The sequence below is a fragment of the Streptomyces sp. NPDC002004 genome (assembly GCF_053593975.1).
The window spans coordinates 328,859-344,969 of record NZ_JBSFDP010000004.1; the positions used below are offsets into that span (position 1 = coordinate 328,859).

Here is a 16,111-nt window from a genome sequence, read left to right on the forward strand (position 1 = left end):
GTGGGCGTACGTGCACGGGACACGCTGAGGACATGACCCCAGCCGTTCCGGAAGGCGACCGTCACCGCTCCGGCATCCTCCGCGGCCTCCAGCGCGACGGCCACCGCATCCCGCCGCGGGGCCGCCTCCCCGCCCACGGCGGCCGGCGCCCCGGACGGCACACGGGCTGCCGCGCCGACGCCACGCATCCGGAGCACGGTTAGGTGCCCGCGTCCGGCGGGCCGACGGGGCACTGGAAAGCCCTCGCCGTCCTGGGCACCGCCCAGTTCCTCATGGTGCTGGACACGTCCGTGATGAACGTGTCGATCAGCCGTCTGGTCGAGGACTTCGACACCGACGTGACGTCCATCCAGGCCGTCATCACCCTCTACACGCTGGTCATGGCTGCCTTCATGATCACCGGCGGCAGACTGGGCGACATGTTCGGGCGACGGCGGATGTTCGGCATCGGCCTCGCGGTCTACGGCGTCGGGTCGGCGCTCACCGCCCTGGCGCCCGTGCTGTGGGTGCTCGCCGTCGGCTGGTCGGTCATCGAGGGGCTGGGGGCCGCGCTGGTGCTCCCGGCACTCGCGGCGCTGGTCGCGGGTTCCTACCGGGGACGGGACCGTGCCGTCGCCTACGGCGTGATCGGCGGGCTGGCCGGTGCGGGAATCGCCGTCGGCCCCCTGCTCGGCGGCTGGGTGACCACCTATCTGACCTGGCGGCTGGTCTTCGCGGGCGAAGTCGTCCTGGTGGCCGTCATCCTGCTGCTCATGCGCTGGATCCCCCGGGACCGCCCCGCAGCCGAGCGGATGCGTCTCGACGTCGTGGGAGCGGTGCTCTCGGCGGCCGGCATGATCCTGGTGGTCCTCGGCATCCTGCAGAGCAGCACCTGGGGCTGGCTCAAGCCGCGCAACACACCGGTGACCGTCTTCGGCTTCGCCCCGACCCTGTTCGTCGTCGCGGCCGGGGCCACCGTGCTGCATCTCTTCGGCACGTGGGAACGCCGACGGGAGAGGCAGGGGCGGATTCCGCTGGTGCGCCCCGGGCTGTTCGCGCTCCCGACCCTGCGCTCCGGGCTGCTCGTGCTCGTCAGTCAGAATCTCATCATGCTCGGCGTGTTCTTCGCCGTACCGCTCTACCTCCAGGTCGTCCAGGGCCTTGACGCCTTCGAGACGGGGCTGCGTCTGCTGCCCGTGTCGGTCACGATGCTCGTGGCGTCCATGAGCGGTCCGCTGCTCGCCCGGTTCGCCGCGCCGCGCACGGTGGTCCGGGCGGGTCTGGTGGTGCTGCTGGCCTCGACACTGTGGCTGCTCGCCACCATCGAACCCGCCCTCGACGACCTGTCGTTCGCCTGCGCGATGGCGCTGCTCGGCATCGGCATGGGGCTGCTCGCGTCCCAGCTGGGCAACATCGTGCAGTCGAGCGTCGGCGAGGAGGACCGCAGCGAGGTCGGCGGCCTCCAGTACACCGCCCAGAACCTGGGGTCGTCGCTGGGCACCGCACTCGTCGGCGCCGTCCTGATCGGGGCGCTGGCCGTGGCCTTCGGATCGCTCATCGCGAGCGATCCGCGCATCTCGGACGCCGTACGGCAGCAGGCCGGCATCCGGATCGAGGCCGGGATCGGCTTCGTGCCGACCCAGCAGGTCCGGACGGCCCTCGCCGAGGCGGCGGTGCCGCCGGCCGAGGCCGACGCCATCGTCGAGCAGTACGCTGCGGCGCAGCTCGCGGGCCTCAAGACGGGCATTCTCGCCGTCTCCGCCATCACGCTGGCCAGCTTCGCCTTCACCCGGCACCTGCCGGGGACGCGCCCGGCCGGGGCGGCGAGTGCTGAGGCCTCCGGGAGGTAGAGCTACGATTCTTCTGTGCCCATTGCGGCTTTTGTGGCGTTATGGGTGGTGTCGACAGTGAGCAGGTTCTGTCTCCGAGGAGCCGACGTGAGCGACGAGATCGACGAGATGGGCCCGATCGACTACCTGGTCGTCGAATTCCCCGGCAGCCGTCTGACCGGAGAGGCCTTCCCCCTGCTGGTGGACCTGTCCGAGCGCGGGCTGATCCGGGTCATCGACCTGAAATTCATCAAGAAGGAACAGGACGGCAGCATCGTCGGACTGGAGATCGCCGACCTCACCGGGGACGGTGAGCTGGACCTCGCCGTGTTCGAGGGCGCCTCCGCGGGTGTGCTGGGCGACGAGGACTTCGCCGAGGCCGCGAGCGTCCTCGAACCCGGCGACTCGGCCGGGATCCTCGTCTACGAGAACCTCTGGGCCGCGCCCTTCGCAGCGGCGCTGCGCCGCAGCGGCGCCCAGGTCGTGGCGAGCGGCCGGGTCCCGCTCCAGGACCTCGTCGAGATCCTGGACGCCACGGAGCCCTGACCGTCGTCCCGCCGTGCCGTCGCGTCCCACGAGGACGAGATGTGCCCGACGATCCACCGAGAACCCCGACGAGGAGTGGGAAACATGCCCGGTCTGCTTCGAGGAGTCGCCCGTACGGCCGTGGTCGCCGGGACGGCGACGGCCGTGTCCAACCGCGTGTCGCGGCGCCAGGCCGGACGGTGGGCGCAGCAGGAGAACGCACAGCAGCAGTACGCCCAGCCGGAGTACGCGCAGCAGGCCCCGGCGGCGCCCCCGCAGCCCGCGCCTTCCGCGCCCGCCGCCGTGAGCATGGAGGACAAGATCGACCAGCTCAAGCAGCTGGGCGAGCTGAAGGCACAAGGAGTCCTGAGCGAGGCGGAGTTCGAGGAGCAGAAGGGGCGGATTCTCGCCTCCTGACGTCCTGGGCCGCCCGGCCGCGTCTCCGCCCGATCGTCGCCCTCCCGATCGTTGCCCCGGTGGCCGGTGGCCCGCGCCGCCGGCCCGGCTGCGGCTCGGCTCACCCTGCCTCGTGCGTGCACAGGACCGGGACCCGCTGCACCGCGTTGTTGCCGTAACCGCCCCGGTTCCAGGGCGGCTCCAGGGGCTGGGTGCGGCCGTCGGCGTCGGTGGCGCGGGCGCCGAGCACATGGTGGCCGGGGGCCGCGGACCAGACGGTGTGCCAGGCACGCCAGGCCCACGGGTGCTGCGCGTCCGGAGCCGCGAGTTCGGCGTCGTGCCAGGTGCCGCCGTCGTCCGTGCTCACCTCGACACGCACCACGGGGGCGTATCCGGACCAGGCGCGGCCCGCGAGGTCCACCGGACCGGGGCGGACGACGCGCACACGGGACATGAAGTCCGGGAATCCGGGCGGGACCAGCAGCGCACGCGGTTCGATCCGGGTGACGGGCTCGCCGGGATCGCCGCGGCGCTGCTGGTAGCGGTACGAGACGTGCTGCTGGTAGCCCGTGAAGGGCACGTCGGTGAGGGTGATCTCCCGCAGCCACTTCACCTGGGCCATGCCGTACCAGCCTGGCACCACCAGCCGCAGCGGGTACCCGTGCTGCGGCGGCAGCGGACCGCCGTTCATCGCGTACGCGACCAGCACCCGCCGGGCCGGGTCCAGCGCCGCCGCCAGCGGCAGACTGCGCCGGTAGTCCTGCTCGACGCCGCGCTCCACGCCGTGGTCGGCACCGGTGAACACGGCCTCCACGGCGTCGGGTTCGACCCCGGCCGCGTCCAGCAGTGCTCGCAGCTCGACGCCTGTCCAGTCGGCGGTGCCGACCGCGCCGGTCAGCCACGGCTGGCTCACCGGGCGGGGGGTGAGCCGGGCTCGGCCGTTGCCCGCGCACTCCAGCGTCACCCGCTGTGTCACCGCGGGCAGCGCCCGCAGCGCCGCGAGGTCCAGCGTCAGCGGCGTACGCACCCGGCCGCCCACCACCAGCCGCCACTCGGCCGGGTCGGCGGGCGGGATGTCGTAGTGCACGAGGACGTAGTGCAGCCCCGGAGGGGTCACATCGAGCCGCAGGGCCTCCAGCGGCATGGCGTGGTTGCGCGCGGCGAGGGCCAGCTCGTCGAGGCCGACGCCCTCGCCGCGGTCCGCGAGCCGGCCGGGTGCGCTGATGTCGCGGATCCGGGTGCGCATGAGGAGGGACCTGCGCCTACACGGCCGCGCTGGGCTCGATGTTCTGGTTGACGTGGAACAGGTTCGACGGGTCGTACGCGGCCTTCACACGCGCGAGCCGGTCGTAGTGGTCGCGGTAGGTGGTCTGGACCCGGTGCTTGCCCTCGTCCGCGCCGATGAAGTTCACGTACGCGCCGCCCATCGACGTCGGATGCGCCTCCGACCAGTAGTCGGTGCACCACTGCTTGATCGTCTCGGCGTTGGCCGGGTCGGGGTCGATCCCGGCGAAGACCCCGGACCAGACGGCGTCCCGGAAGCTGAACGCCGTGTCGTCGGGGCCGACCCGGTGCGCGGCCCCGTCGACCGGGTACAGGTGCATCGTCGACAGGGGGGTCGGGATGGCGCTCGCGTACTTGAGGTGCACGTCGATCGCGTCGTCCGTGATGCGGTCGAAGAAGTCACCTCGCCAGTACCACTGCAGTCCGGCCGGGATCAGTTCGTCGAACATCGTCTGCAGCGCCGGGTACGGCATCGGGGTCGCGAAGTGGAAGGCGGGCCTGGCCGGTTCGTACACCGCCGAGAACGCCTGCTGCAGATGGTCCAGGTCGCCGGTCCAGCACCAGACCACGCCGCACACCTTCTGCCCGTGCAGCTCCTCGGGGAACGGCGGCCCGGGCGGCACCCGCAGCACCGCGAAGAACCCGTAGAGGTCCTCCGAGGCCCGGGGCAGGAACTCCCGGTACCACTTGAGCACGTCGGGCAGGTCGTCCACGGGCCACACGGTGATGGCGGCACCGACGGTGTGCACCGGGTTGAGCCGGAAGGTGAACGACGTGACGACTCCGAAGTTGCCGCCGCCGCCGCGCAGTGCCCAGAACAGGTCCGTGTGCTGCTTCTCGTCGGCCGTGACGAAGCTGCCGTCGGCGAGTACGACGTCCGCGGCCAGCAGATTGTCGATGGTCAGCCCGTACTTGCGGGTCAGATAGCCGTGTCCGCCGCCCAGCGTGAGGCCGCCGACGCCGGTCGTCGACATGATCCCGGCGGGGGTGCCGAGCCCGAAGGGGTGCGTGGCGTGGTCCAGGTCGCCGAGCACGCTGCCACCGCCGACGACCGCGGTCTGCGTCCCGGGGTCGACGCGCACGGAGCGCATGGGGGAGAGGTCCAGGGTCACGCCGCCGTCGACGAGGCCGAGGCCGGGGCCGCTGTGCCCGCCGCCGTGCACGGCGAGTTCCAGGCCGTGGTCGCGGACGAAGTCCAGGCCGTCCATCACGTCGGCGGCGTCCGCGCACCGCACGATCGCGGCGGGCCGTTTGTCGATCATCGCGTTGTAGAGGGTGCGGGCCCGGTCGTACTCCGCGTCACCCGGCGCCATGACGGGGCCGCGCAGCGCCCCCCGCATCGCGTCCAGCGTCTCGCCGTCCATGCCGACCATGCCGATCTCCTTCGAAAACGGATACGGCCACGCCAGGAGGACACCCACGACCAGCGTCCCACCGGGGTCGGGGGGCGGCAATCCGCCGGGCCCCCGAGGTGCTGCTCCACGACCGTCCGGACGGCGGTCTGTGGGCCCGACACGATCACCGAGGCGGCCGACCGGATCGGCCACCGCGACCTGCCCGCTCCCGGAACGCCGCGATGGGCGCCGCGACCTCCCGGCCGGCCACGACGGACCCGGCCGAGCGAGTCCGAGTCCGAGTCCAGGCCCGAGTCCGCGGCGTCGCGGAACCGGCGGCCCGGCTCGGCCGGTCTTGCTGCGTATCGACAGATCGCGAACGGCTGCTCGGAACGCGGGCGTTGAGGTGCCGTACCCTGCCCGCACCGCACCTCGTGACGTAGGCCGCACCGCACCACGACGTACGACACCGCACCACGACGCACCACGTCACGTGGCACCACACCACGACCGTACGACCGCACGACCGCGCGCCGCACGACACGGCGCCGTCTCATCCGCCGACCGGGAGCCCATGTGAGCGAGCAGAACCCCTCGGGCAAGAAGCCCTTCCTCTATGTCGTGGTCTGCGCATCGGGGATCGCCGGTGGCGTCGGGACGTTGATCACGGCCGCGCAGGAGCGGGGGTGGGACGTCGGCGTGGTGGCGACCCCGCAGGGGCTCGGCTTCATCGACGCGGCGGCGATCGAGGAGCGGACGGGCTACCCGATCCGCTCCGCCTGGCGGCTGCCCGGCGAACCGCGCCCGCTGCCGCCCGCCGACGCCATCGCGGTGGCGCCGGCCACGTTCAACACGATCAACAAATGGGCCGCGGGGATCTCCGACACGCTCGCGCTGGGCATCCTGTGCGAGGCGTACGGCATGGGCATCCCGACCGCCGCGCTGCCCTGTCTGAACGCGGCGCAGGCCGCCCACCCCGCGTACGAGCAGAGCCTCACAACCCTGCGCGGGATGGGCGTCCGGTTCGGCAGTTGCGCCCCCTACCGGCCCGAGGCGGTCGCCGAGGCGCCCCGCTTCCGCTGGGAGGAGGCGTTGGAGCTGCTGGCCCCGGAGGCGGCCGGCCCGGGAACCGCCTGAGGACGGCGGCAGGGGCCGCGGGCGGGCGCCTGTGCACGAGGGCCCGTACGCGTACGGGCCCCTATGTACGAGGACCTCTACGCATACGGACCCTCGTGCGCGAGGTGCAGGCGCCCGAGTGAGCCGGCTCGCCTGAGTGGGCAGGTGCTTCCACTCGCCTGGGTGGGCACGTGCTCCCACGGGCGAACCGGTCGGCCGTGAGGCACATGCCCGTGTGTGCGAGCCGGCCGGGTGTGAGGCACGTGCTCGCGTGGCCGAGCCGGCTCGCCGACCCGGTGCACCGGCTCACGTGCAGGCATGCGCGGGACGCCCGCCGGTGCGGCGCGACGTGCCGAGTGCACGGGCTCAGGCGCCCGCGAGGATCTCCTTCACGATGGCGGCGACCCGGCCGCCCTCGGCCTGCCCCGCCACCTTCGGGTTCACGATCTTCATGACCTGGCCCATCGCCCGCGGCCCCTCGGCGCCCGCGGCCTTGGCCTCCTCGACGGCCTGCGCGACGATCCCGCGCAGCTCGTCGTCGGACAGCTGCTTGGGCAGGTACGTCGCGAGGACCTCGCCCTCGGCCTTCTCCCGTTCGGCCTGCTCGGCGCGACCGCCCTGCGCGAACGCGTCGGCGGCCTCACGCCGCTTCTTCGCCTCGCGGGTGATCACCTTCTGCACCTCGTCGTCGGAGAGCTCGCGCTTCTCCTTTCCCGCTACCTCTTCCTTGGTGATCGCGGCGAGGGTCAGCCGCAGCGTCGAGGAGCGCAGCTCGTCGCGCTCCTTGATCGCGGCGTTGAGGTCTTCCTGAAGCTTCGACTTGAGCGTGGTCATGCCCTGATTGTGGCAGGTGGGGAAGGCCGCTCGCCCGCTGATTTCTCAGGGGTGCCGGGTCTGACACGATGGCAGCATGCGCGCGCGATACGGAGTACCCCTGGGTGTCATGGCGGTGGGAGCCGCAGGCCTTCTCTACTCGGCGGGGTACGAGGCCCGCTCGTTCCGACTGCGACGGGTGACCGTCCCCGTGCTGCCCGCGGGCATGCGCCCCCTGCGCGTCCTCCAGGTCTCGGACATCCACATGGTCGGCGGCCAGTACAAGAAGCAGCGCTGGCTGCGTTCCCTCGCCGGTCTCCGCCCCGACTTCGTGATCAACACGGGGGACAACCTCTCGGACCCTGAGGGCGTCCCCGAGGTGCTCGACGCGCTCGGCCCGCTGATGGAGTTCCCCGGTGCGTACGTCTTCGGTTCGAACGACTACTACGGACCCCGGCTGCGCAACCCCGCCCTCTACCTCGTCGAGAAGGTGCGCGGCGCACACGGTCTGAACGGCAACCCGCCCGTGGTCGGCGCCGTGCACAACCCGTGGGAGGGCCTGCGCGACGGTTTCGACGAAGCGGGCTGGGTGGGCCTCACGAACACCCGGGGCACCCTCAAGATCGAGGGCATCGAAATCGGCCTCACCGGCCTGGACGACCCGCACATCAAGCGCGACCGCTACGCACGCGTGGCCGGCGGCCCCGACGGCGACGCCGACTTCTCGATGGGCATCGTGCACGCCCCGTACCTGCGCAGCCTGGACGCCTTCACCGCCGACGGCTACCCGCTGATCCTCGCGGGCCACACCCACGGCGGCCAGCTCTGCATCCCCTTCTACGGAGCCCTCGTCACGAACTGCGACCTCGACGCCGACCGCGTGAAGGGCCTCTCGACCCACACGGCCTCCGGCAACACCTCCTACCTCCATGTCTCCGCGGGCTGCGGCACCAACCGCTACACCCCGGTCCGCTTCGCCTGCCCCCCGGAGGCGACGCTGCTCACCCTCGTACCCCGCGGCTGACCCCCGCCCGACGCCCCTCGAAACCGGATTTCGTCTCCGGCCGCCGGTGGGCTAAAGTAAACGTCGTCGCCGCGACAGCGGGGACATCGGGGTGTAGCGCAGCTTGGCAGCGCGCTTCGTTCGGGACGAAGAGGTCGTGGGTTCAAATCCCGCCACCCCGACAGCTGAAAAGCAGTTCAGAGGGCCCTCACCAGTTTGGTGAGGGCCCTCTGGCGTTGCTGCGTGTCTAACCGCGTGACTATCGATCCGGAGCGGATTCCTGCGTGCCTACGCCCGCCGCGGATCTCCACCGAAGATGCCGTCCATGACCACGGCCCCAGTCTGGATCACGGGCCGGATCTGCTTCCGGTAGACCTCCTCGGTCACAGCTGTCCCGGAGTGTCCGACGGAGCCGGGAGATCTCCTCCAGCGGGACACCGCGGTCGGACAGCAGGGACACGAAGCTGTGCCGCAGCTCCCTCGGTGTCCACTCGTCGGCGTCGATCCCGTCGATGCAGGCCACGCGAGTACGGGTTGCAGGTCTACGCGACGTCAAGCTGAGTATGCCGGTGGGCGACGAGCCGCAGCAGGTGTCCCGTGCCACTGGATCTTGACCGTTTGCCATCGGACTTTGACGGACGCGAGTTTGTGTCATCGGAGTTTGATCACCGCAGGTCAGCGACTCAGCGCACCTGCGGTGCGCGCCGGGGGCGTGGTAAAACCCGTGGCGCGCTGGAGGTGCTTCTGTCTGCCCTGACGGCCTTCTGCACGGGTGCAGCCTGTCGTCACCGTTCCGTCACAAGTAGTCGCCGCACGGAACCCTGCCGCTCTCCCGCCCCATCTGCACTCACGTACCACGACCACGCGTACCGCGGGGCAACAACCGACGACCGAAACCCGCGGACGAGACGACTCAGGGGGACGACAGCATGCGGCACAGCAACGGCATTCGCAGGGCGGCTCTGGCGACGACGGCGGTCACGGCCGTCGCGGCGGCGGTGACCGGCATCCTGCCCGGCACTGCCATGGCGGCGAGCACCACCACCTCCACCCCGCCGCCCGCCTGCCCGGCCTCCGCCCTCCAGGTCAGCGCCTGGCAGGCCGTCCACCGGCCCGTCGGGACCGGGACCGGGGCGGCGGTCGTGCAGTTCACCAACGTCTCTCGGAGGACGTGCGCCCTGAAGGGCCATCCGACGGTCGCGGGCGCCGGCAACGGCTCCCCCACCCACAACACCCCGCTCAAGGTCACCCCCACCGGCAGGGCGGCCACCGTGACGGTCCGGCCGCACGGCAAGGCGTGGGTGAAGCTGACCTTCGTCCAGGTCCAGGGGGAGGGCGACGGCTACTGCGTGTCGGGCAAGGACCCGGTGACGTATCCGACGATGGTCATCGGGCTGCCGCACTCCGGGAAGCACCAGGTCGCCCTGAACGACGGGGTGTGGGCCGAGTGCGACAACAAGGTGACCGTCACCCCGGTCTCGGCGGTCAAGCCTTCCTGACCCCACCGTCCCCACAAATCGAGCAGCCTGCACGACGATCGCAACGCCCTGACCTGCACGTTTACGAGGCGCTGCACATAAGTACAGGTGATCAAACTCCGATGACACAAAATCGCGTCCGTCAAAGACCGATGGCAAGTGGACATCTACGCGCGGGGCCAGAGTCGACTCCAGGTGTCCAACAAGGGTGTTCAACAACATCCGGCGTCCAACAACCATCTGGAGCCCTTTTCTGTACGGTGTCGTAACCACGACTGCCGAAGGCTCCGCCCCCGTAGAGCCCCAGGTCAAAGCGCTCTCAGGCCCGCGAAGGGCTTAGCGCCTGTTTTCGTTCCGATGTTCCAAGGCCGTAGATGAGGAAGTGACCCCTATCGTCGCCTGGACACACAAGCCGTCCCGGTGGCACGGGGGACGCCACCGGGACGGCTCCGCCCAGCGTAAGGGCTCAGGGCCCCCTACAGGCCCACCGACTTAAGCATGTTCAGCAGCACGTTGGCCGTCTATGCGGCTTGGGTGAGTTCGGCGCGGCCGAACAACAGGGCGTAGCCGGAGGGGAGCTGGTGCAGGATGCGGGTGAGGAGGTCGGGGCCGGCCAGGGCTGCGACAGCGCAGAGGACGGATCCGGTGTCCCAGCGGGTGGTGCCCAGGGTGTCGCCGGTGCGGGCAGCGAGGTCTTTGACGAAGGCCCAGCCGGTCAGGGGCTGGGTGTCGGGGATCTGTGCGGTGAGGATCGTCGCGGCTTCGAAGGGGAGGCGGGCGGCGAGTTCGACGCGTTCGTCGCCCGTCAGCTGGCGTCCGAGTCCTGCGAGGACCAGGCGGACGGCTTCCTCGGCTCTTTCCCTGGTGGGGTAGGCGCCTTCGTAGCGGACCTTCTCCAGCAGCTGCTCGTACGTCATCACGGGGATGTGCTGGAGTGGTGCACGCCGGTCGGTCATCACTGTGGTCGTTGCCCTTTCTGTCGCCGAAGGTCGTGGTGCCTGTGCGGGGGCACCGGGGTGTGGGTGGTCAGGCGGGCTGGGGGTGGCCGAAGAGGAGGTCGTAGCCGACGGGGAGCTGGAGCAGGATCTGGCCCAGCAGGTCGTCGCCGGCCGCGTCGGCGACGGTGCTGAGGACGGCGCTGACGTCCCAGGCGGCGGTCTGCTCGGTGGCCCCTTCGATCCAGGCGGCGGTCGCGCGCAGGAACCGCTCCGGCGGCAGGGGCTCTCTGCTTTGCAGCGGGTTGAGGAGGATCAGGGCGAAGTCTTCCGGCAGGCGCGCCGCCAGCTCGGCGCGTACCTCGCCGACCAGGTGTGCGCCGAGCAGGGCGAGCACCACGCGGGCCGCGCGTTCTGCTTCTGGCAGGCTGTCGTACTCGCCGCGTTCCCTTACATGTTCCAGGAACGCTTCCTGTCGCAGGGTCACGTCCATCGCCACCCTTCTTCGAGTCCGTCCCGTCGGGTGCGGAGGACGGGGTGAGGGGGAGATCAGGTGCCCGTCCTCCGCCGCCGTTCGGCCCGCATCGTCCGGCTCAGCCGGAGATCTCCTTGCGGTCGGATCCCGAGCCGATGGAGATCTTGCGGGGCTTGGCGCGCTCGGCGATCGGGATGCGCAGGGTGAGCACCCCGGCGTCGTAGTCGGCCTTGATCTGCTCGGTGTCCAGCGTGTCCGCGAGCACGATCTGGCGGGAGAAGACGCCCAGCGGCCGCTCGGAGAGTTCCATCTGCACGTCGTCGCCCTTGGCCACGGGCCGGCGTTCAGCCTTGACGGTCAGCATGTTGCGTTCGACGTCGATGTCGATCGCGTCCGCGCTGACACCGGGGAGGTCGAAGGCCACCACGTACTCGTGACCCTCGCGGTAGGCGTCCATCGCCATCGCGGACGGCCGCGACCAGGTGCCCGGGCCGATCAGCTGCTGGGCCAGCCGGTCGAGCTCACGGAAGGGGTCGGTGCGCATCAACATCGAAAACACCTCCAGAAGGTTCGGGCAGTTGCTGCCAATGCGCCTCACTGAAACCGTTGTAACATGTCATCCAATGGATGACAAACAAGAGCGTCGTCGGAAAAGTGACAGCCCGAGGGAGGTGCCCGTGACAGCAGCCGACCAGCCGACCCCTTCCAACGCCGGCGCTCAGAGCCCGGCATCGTTTCTCGCCGCCGCGGCGGCCCTGCACGCCATAGACGACGCCCTGCGCGCCGCCCGGCACGAAGCCCCCGGCTCCCCCGATGTCCCCGACGCCGGCCCTGAACAGGCCCTGGCCTCCCTGCTGCTGCTGCGACAGGTGCGCGAGCAGCTCGCCGGATGGGAAACCGGCCTGATCGAAACCGCCCGCCACGCAGGCGCCAGCTGGGCCGACCTCGCCCACCCCCTCGGCGTCGCCAGCCGCCAGGCCGCCGAACGCCGCTACCTGCGGGGTCGGCCCGGACCCGTCGGCACCACCGGCGAACAACGCGTCCAGGCCACCCGCGAACACCGCGCCGCCGAACGCAGCGCCGCCAAATGGGCCCGCCGCAACGCCGCCGACCTGCGCCGCATCGCCGGCGAGATCACCGCCCTCACCGACCTTCCGGCCGCCGCGCGTTCCCCGCTCAGGCAGCTCCACGCGGCCCTCGCCGACGACGACCCCGCCGCCCTCATCCGCCCCCTGGGTGCCACCCGCCCCCACCTGACCACCACCCACCCCGGCCTCGCCGCCCGACTCGACGCCCTTACGGACTCCGCCAGAGCCACAGATGCCGCCCCCGACTGACCGATGTAGAGCTCCATGTGCGACGTCGGAACTCACGCGGCGGGCTCCGGAGGCGGATCCAGGCCTTCGACGAAGGCGCGGGCGACATCACGGGCGCGAGCGACACCGGCGGGGCTGTCGCCCTCAACCACGGCAGGGGCTCTGGGGGCCTGCGTGCGTGTCGTCTCCATGTCGGTCATGCGCTGTCACCCCACCCTGTCGGTTGTGCCTTCAGGCTCAGCATGTGGCCGCCGAGCCGGGAAGCAACCCGGGACAGCAATCTTTCGGGTGTACCTGAGGCAAGAGTCTGTGCATCAGCCCTATAGAAAACCTGTCATCACGGTAGTAGACATTGGCTCGTCGCGGAGTTACTGTCGTGGTCATACCCAGGAAGTCGAAGAGGCACGGCAGACACGAACTGCCGTGCAGGCAGGTCAAGCAGCACGCGACCCCGCGGGGGGCCGCGAGCAGTACCCGCGATATCCAGCAGTACAAACCGAGTAACCGAAGGTAAGGAGCGAGACGCCATCAGGATCGCCCGGGCGAGGAAGCAGTCCGCCCGGGTACGCAGACCCCGGATTGGAAGGTGGTCCCCGGTCACGCATTCACGATCCCCGCAGCCCCGCCCTCCCAGGCGGACCCTGCGGACACAGAAGACCGGCACGATGCGCCGGTAGATGGTGTTGCAAGCTCGGGGCCCGGGTGCCAGTACGGCACCCGGGCCCCCCGATGCGTCCCCGGAAGAAGAGGTCTATGCCCCCTGCCGCACCCCGTCCCGCCGACAACCTCGACGATGACGACTACCCCGCCTACACCATGGGCCGGGCCGCCGACATGCTCGGCACCACCCCCGCCTTCCTGCGCGCCCTCGGCGAACACCGCCTGATCACGCCTCTGCGCTCCGAAGGCGGCCACCGCCGCTACTCCCGCTACCAGCTGCGCATCGCCGCCCGCGCCCGCGAACTCGTCGACCAGGGCACCCCCATCGAAGCTGCCTGCCGCATCATCGTCCTCGAAGACCAACTCGAAGAAGCGCAGCGCATCAACGAGCAAATGCGCACACAAGGCCCCGAGCCGCAGTCGAAGACCTCAGCCTGACCGGACGCCGGGCCCGAGCTGGACACTGACAGGCACTGAGGAGGGAAGGGCTTCGGTCATCATGGACTACCAGAGCCGGCGGTGGACCTTTCTGACCAACCACGCGCGGGTGCTGATGGTGATCGCCCGGAATCCCACTGCCCGGTTGCACGAGCTCGCTGCCACCTGTCAGCTCACCCAGCGCACGGCCCAGCGCATCGTGGCAAATCTCGCAGAGGCCGGCCATCTGCAAAAGGACCGGGTCGGCCGACGCAACCAGTACACCGTCAACCACGATGGGCCGTTCCGGCATCCAGCGGAGGCCGAACCGTCCATCCGCGCCCTCCTAGACCTCACCACCGGCCTAAAGCACGAAGACACGGACGACGCCCCCGGCCCGCCCCGCCACCGACTGGACCCCACCATCGGCCCCTGAAACAAGCGCCCTGGTTCTCATGCAGCCGCTGCCGGCTCCCTGCCCCGCCGACCTCATTCCCGACGCGACGGGCATGGCGGCCTTCAAAGCGGCGTACAGGCAGGCCAAGGAGCAGGACGCCGTCTTCGTCGCCATCGAGTCTCTGGGCGAGCACTGGACGGTGAAGGCCGACATGATCACCGCCCCGCAGCACGCCGTCGCCGACTCGGTGTACGACGCCGTCCGCGCCGCGGTCATCCAGCTGATCCGTGCCGGCGAGATCCGCTCGGACTCCTCCGCGGGGCCGGTCTACTTCGTCCTGCACGACGTGGCAGAGGAGGGCCGGGCCCGCGAACTCGCAGCCGCCCTGCACGCCGCCCTGTACGGAAACCTGGCGCCGCTCCTGTACCTCAACTACTCACACCCAGATCTGCCGGAACCACACGGCGTGGTCCTCGGTGGCGGGCACGATCTTCACCGGGATAGTGACCAGGCCGAAGGTCACAGCGGTGCCGACCAGGGGGCGTGGCATGACGGCCTCCAAGCCTCCCCCTTTTGATCACCAGGCTATGCCGGGCGCAGGGTTCCAGCACCGCATTCTCCTGGGAGCGTGGCGCGTCGCATGTACGGGTGAGCGCGGAGGCCTTCCGTGACAGGGGCGGCCATGTCCCGTTGTGCGGGGCGTGAAGAAGATGATCTGCGCAGCCACCGCGATGCTTCTCGCCTTGACGGGTTCTGCTGCTGCCTGGGCGGATGCGACCATCCAGGACGGCAAGGTCGGGTTGAGCATCAAGGGCAGGGGCCTGGCAGTGACCCGCACCGGCGGTCGGATGGACGGATGATGCCGATCTCGAATTTTCCTCAGTGTCGCTCTTCTTCCCAGTTGGTTCACGGGGTGCACCAACTAGGGGAATCGGGTGATCTGAGAGGGGTAGGGCAGGTCTCGGGGGGAGGGCGGGCCCCCATCATCGGTACGCGAGGCGCCGGTGCGGGCGGCCCGCTCGTCAGCGGCGCAGTTCCAGGGTGATGTGCGGGGACAGTGCGCGGAGGAAGTCGGGTGCGTCGAAGAGGTCACCGGCGGAGGCGACGCCGGTCGTCCTGGTCCGTCCTGTGAGGATGCGGTTGACGGCTTCGACCGCGAGCGGTGCGGTGACGGCGTAGATGTCCTGGCCGCCGGCCACGGCGCGGCGTTTGCTGTTGCCGGAGCGCACGACGACGTCGACGAGGAAGGTCTGCGCGGACCGCCCATGCTCGTCGACCGCGGTGGGCGTAGGCGTGTCCGGTCCCGTGACGCCGCCGGCCGCCTCGGTCGTCATGTAGGTGCGCACCTCGGGGATGGACAGGTGACTGGGGATGGTGACGACGTCGGCCATCGTGAACTCGCCGATGACGGCCCGCGCGCCCATGGGCTCGGGGAAGGACCAGTTCAGGGTAGGCAGTTCGTCGCTGTGGTACTCCAGCTGCCCGTTGGTGAAGCGGACACGGCGGCCGCCGCGCCGCTCGACGGAGACCTTACCCGCGGCGCGTGTCCCCTGTGTGGGCTCCCAGCTGTTCAGCCCGTACGCGATGTGTGCCTCGTCCGCGCTCTTCCAGTCGCCCATCGCGGCGGTGGCCAGCAGGTCGCCGAGGCCGCCGTAGAAGGCCATCGCGGGGACGACCACCGCGCCGGCGTCGCGGGCCCGGTCCGCGAAGTGTGCGAAGGTGTCGGCGTTGGCCTCGATCTCGGCTGCTACATCGACGTACGGGATCCCTGCTCGCAGGGCCGCCTCGATCACCGGGGCGGCCGTCGTGGCGAACGGCCCCGCGCAGTTGATGACGGCTCCCGCGCCGGCCAGTGCGTGGTCAAGCGATGCCGGGTCGTCGACCGATGCCGGGCGGACGTCGAGTCCGGGGTACTCGTCCGCCAGCGCCTTCAGCTTGTGGGCATCCCGCCCGGCCAGGACCGGAATGAATCCGCGCTCTTGCAGGTGTGCCACCACGAACCGGCCGGTGTGCCCGTACGCGCCGTACACCGTCACCGTCTGCCCCGCTGCCATGACTTCTCTCCTGTGCTCGGACCGATCAACCACTCAACTGCGACCATCCTGGCGTTGTTGAACACGCAACGGTGATGGTCTGAAACGACATAGCCCATAC

At 70.4% G+C, this 16,111-nt stretch carries 19 protein-coding genes, 1 tRNA gene and 2 pseudogenes; 12 read left to right on the forward strand and 10 right to left on the reverse strand.

Annotation, left to right across the window (positions count from 1 at the left end):
- Positions 1-32: 32 nt before the first annotated feature.
- From ACWCP6_RS09870 to ACWCP6_RS09885, 4 genes are all read left to right on the forward strand, one after another.
- On the forward strand, positions 33-203 hold the full coding sequence (locus ACWCP6_RS09870; RefSeq protein WP_450931853.1) for a hypothetical protein: 171 nt from the start codon (positions 33-35) through the stop codon (positions 201-203).
- The gene (locus ACWCP6_RS09875) at positions 204-1,829 is read left to right on the forward strand and encodes an MFS transporter (protein ID WP_450931854.1); all 1,626 of its coding nucleotides are present in this window, start codon (positions 204-206) and stop codon (positions 1,827-1,829) included.
- Positions 1,830-1,916: 87 nt separating this feature from the next.
- Positions 1,917-2,354, forward strand: a complete 438-nt coding sequence (locus tag ACWCP6_RS09880; protein ID WP_450931855.1) for a DUF6325 family protein — start codon at positions 1,917-1,919, stop codon at positions 2,352-2,354.
- An 84-nt stretch (positions 2,355-2,438) separates the two neighbouring features.
- On the forward strand, positions 2,439-2,750 hold the full coding sequence (locus ACWCP6_RS09885) for an SHOCT domain-containing protein (protein WP_450931856.1): 312 nt from the start codon (positions 2,439-2,441) through the stop codon (positions 2,748-2,750).
- A gap of 100 nt (positions 2,751-2,850) precedes the next feature.
- On the opposite strand, the gene ACWCP6_RS09890 is transcribed toward ACWCP6_RS09885, so the two are convergent.
- Both ACWCP6_RS09890 and ACWCP6_RS09895 read right to left on the reverse strand, forming a co-directional pair.
- A complete protein-coding gene (locus tag ACWCP6_RS09890; protein ID WP_450931857.1) occupies positions 2,851-3,975 on the reverse strand; it encodes a sulfite oxidase in 1,125 nt (374 codons plus the stop codon).
- Positions 3,976-3,991: 16 nt separating this feature from the next.
- On the reverse strand, positions 3,992-5,377 hold the full coding sequence (locus ACWCP6_RS09895; RefSeq protein ID WP_450931949.1) for an FAD-binding oxidoreductase: 1,386 nt from the start codon (positions 5,375-5,377) through the stop codon (positions 3,992-3,994).
- Positions 5,378-5,923: 546 nt separating this feature from the next.
- On the opposite strand from ACWCP6_RS09895, the gene ACWCP6_RS09900 reads away from it, so the two are divergent.
- Positions 5,924-6,484, forward strand: a complete 561-nt coding sequence (locus tag ACWCP6_RS09900) for a flavoprotein (protein ID WP_450931858.1) — start codon at positions 5,924-5,926, stop codon at positions 6,482-6,484.
- Positions 6,485-6,829: 345 nt separating this feature from the next.
- On the opposite strand, the gene ACWCP6_RS09905 is transcribed toward ACWCP6_RS09900, so the two are convergent.
- Complete coding sequence (locus tag ACWCP6_RS09905; RefSeq protein WP_450931859.1) at positions 6,830-7,297, reverse strand: GatB/YqeY domain-containing protein; 468 nt, start codon at positions 7,295-7,297, stop codon at positions 6,830-6,832.
- 76 nt (positions 7,298-7,373) lie between these two features.
- Here ACWCP6_RS09905 and ACWCP6_RS09910 point away from each other — a divergent pair, with 76 nt between their 5' ends.
- Both ACWCP6_RS09910 and ACWCP6_RS09915 read left to right on the forward strand, forming a co-directional pair.
- A complete protein-coding gene (locus ACWCP6_RS09910; RefSeq protein ID WP_450931860.1) occupies positions 7,374-8,300 on the forward strand; it encodes a metallophosphoesterase in 927 nt (308 codons plus the stop codon).
- A gap of 87 nt (positions 8,301-8,387) precedes the next feature.
- A tRNA-Pro gene (locus ACWCP6_RS09915) sits at positions 8,388-8,461 on the forward strand.
- A 106-nt stretch (positions 8,462-8,567) separates the two neighbouring features.
- Here the strand turns inward: ACWCP6_RS09915 and ACWCP6_RS09920 are convergent.
- Positions 8,568-8,790, reverse strand: a pseudogene (locus ACWCP6_RS09920) (tyrosine-type recombinase/integrase); the annotation flags it as partial.
- 418 nt (positions 8,791-9,208) lie between these two features.
- On the opposite strand from ACWCP6_RS09920, the gene ACWCP6_RS09925 reads away from it, so the two are divergent.
- Positions 9,209-9,778 carry a DUF4232 domain-containing protein gene (locus ACWCP6_RS09925; protein WP_450931861.1) on the forward strand — a complete coding sequence of 190 codons (570 nt, stop codon included), beginning with the start codon at positions 9,209-9,211 and terminating at the stop codon, positions 9,776-9,778.
- 500 nt (positions 9,779-10,278) lie between these two features.
- Here ACWCP6_RS09925 and ACWCP6_RS09930 read toward each other — a convergent pair whose 3' ends face one another.
- The 3 genes from ACWCP6_RS09930 to ACWCP6_RS09940 form a co-directional block, all read right to left on the reverse strand.
- Positions 10,279-10,716 (reverse strand): DUF2267 domain-containing protein, encoded by a 438-nt coding sequence (locus tag ACWCP6_RS09930; protein ID WP_450931862.1) that lies wholly within the window; start codon positions 10,714-10,716, stop codon positions 10,279-10,281.
- Between the two features lie 67 nt (positions 10,717-10,783).
- The gene (locus tag ACWCP6_RS09935; RefSeq protein WP_450931950.1) at positions 10,784-11,179 is read right to left on the reverse strand and encodes a DUF2267 domain-containing protein; all 396 of its coding nucleotides are present in this window, start codon (positions 11,177-11,179) and stop codon (positions 10,784-10,786) included.
- A gap of 106 nt (positions 11,180-11,285) precedes the next feature.
- The gene (locus ACWCP6_RS09940) at positions 11,286-11,717 is read right to left on the reverse strand and encodes an Hsp20/alpha crystallin family protein (RefSeq protein WP_450931863.1); all 432 of its coding nucleotides are present in this window, start codon (positions 11,715-11,717) and stop codon (positions 11,286-11,288) included.
- 127 nt (positions 11,718-11,844) lie between these two features.
- Here ACWCP6_RS09940 and ACWCP6_RS09945 point away from each other — a divergent pair, with 127 nt between their 5' ends.
- Complete coding sequence (locus ACWCP6_RS09945) at positions 11,845-12,504, forward strand: type III effector protein (protein ID WP_450931864.1); 660 nt, start codon at positions 11,845-11,847, stop codon at positions 12,502-12,504.
- A gap of 32 nt (positions 12,505-12,536) precedes the next feature.
- Here ACWCP6_RS09945 and ACWCP6_RS09950 read toward each other — a convergent pair whose 3' ends face one another.
- Positions 12,537-12,683, reverse strand: coding sequence for a hypothetical protein (locus ACWCP6_RS09950; RefSeq protein WP_450931865.1), 147 nt, complete (start codon positions 12,681-12,683; stop codon positions 12,537-12,539).
- A gap of 553 nt (positions 12,684-13,236) precedes the next feature.
- On the opposite strand from ACWCP6_RS09950, the gene ACWCP6_RS09955 reads away from it, so the two are divergent.
- Both ACWCP6_RS09955 and ACWCP6_RS09960 read left to right on the forward strand, forming a co-directional pair.
- Entirely contained in the window at positions 13,237-13,581 is a 345-nt protein-coding gene (locus ACWCP6_RS09955; protein WP_450931866.1) for a MerR family transcriptional regulator, read from the forward strand.
- Positions 13,582-13,642: 61 nt separating this feature from the next.
- Positions 13,643-13,996, forward strand: coding sequence for a helix-turn-helix transcriptional regulator (locus ACWCP6_RS09960; protein ID WP_450931867.1), 354 nt, complete (start codon positions 13,643-13,645; stop codon positions 13,994-13,996).
- Positions 13,997-14,402: 406 nt separating this feature from the next.
- On the opposite strand, the pseudogene ACWCP6_RS09965 reads toward ACWCP6_RS09960, so the two are convergent.
- Positions 14,403-14,507, reverse strand: a pseudogene (locus ACWCP6_RS09965) (Ku protein); the annotation flags it as partial.
- Positions 14,508-14,658: 151 nt separating this feature from the next.
- Here ACWCP6_RS09965 and ACWCP6_RS09970 point away from each other — a divergent pair.
- Positions 14,659-14,817, forward strand: a complete 159-nt coding sequence (locus tag ACWCP6_RS09970; protein WP_450931868.1) for a hypothetical protein — start codon at positions 14,659-14,661, stop codon at positions 14,815-14,817.
- Positions 14,818-14,979: 162 nt separating this feature from the next.
- Here ACWCP6_RS09970 and ACWCP6_RS09975 read toward each other — a convergent pair whose 3' ends face one another.
- Positions 14,980-16,011, reverse strand: a complete 1,032-nt coding sequence (locus ACWCP6_RS09975) for a saccharopine dehydrogenase family protein (RefSeq protein ID WP_450931869.1) — start codon at positions 16,009-16,011, stop codon at positions 14,980-14,982.
- Positions 16,012-16,111: the final 100 nt, after the last annotated feature.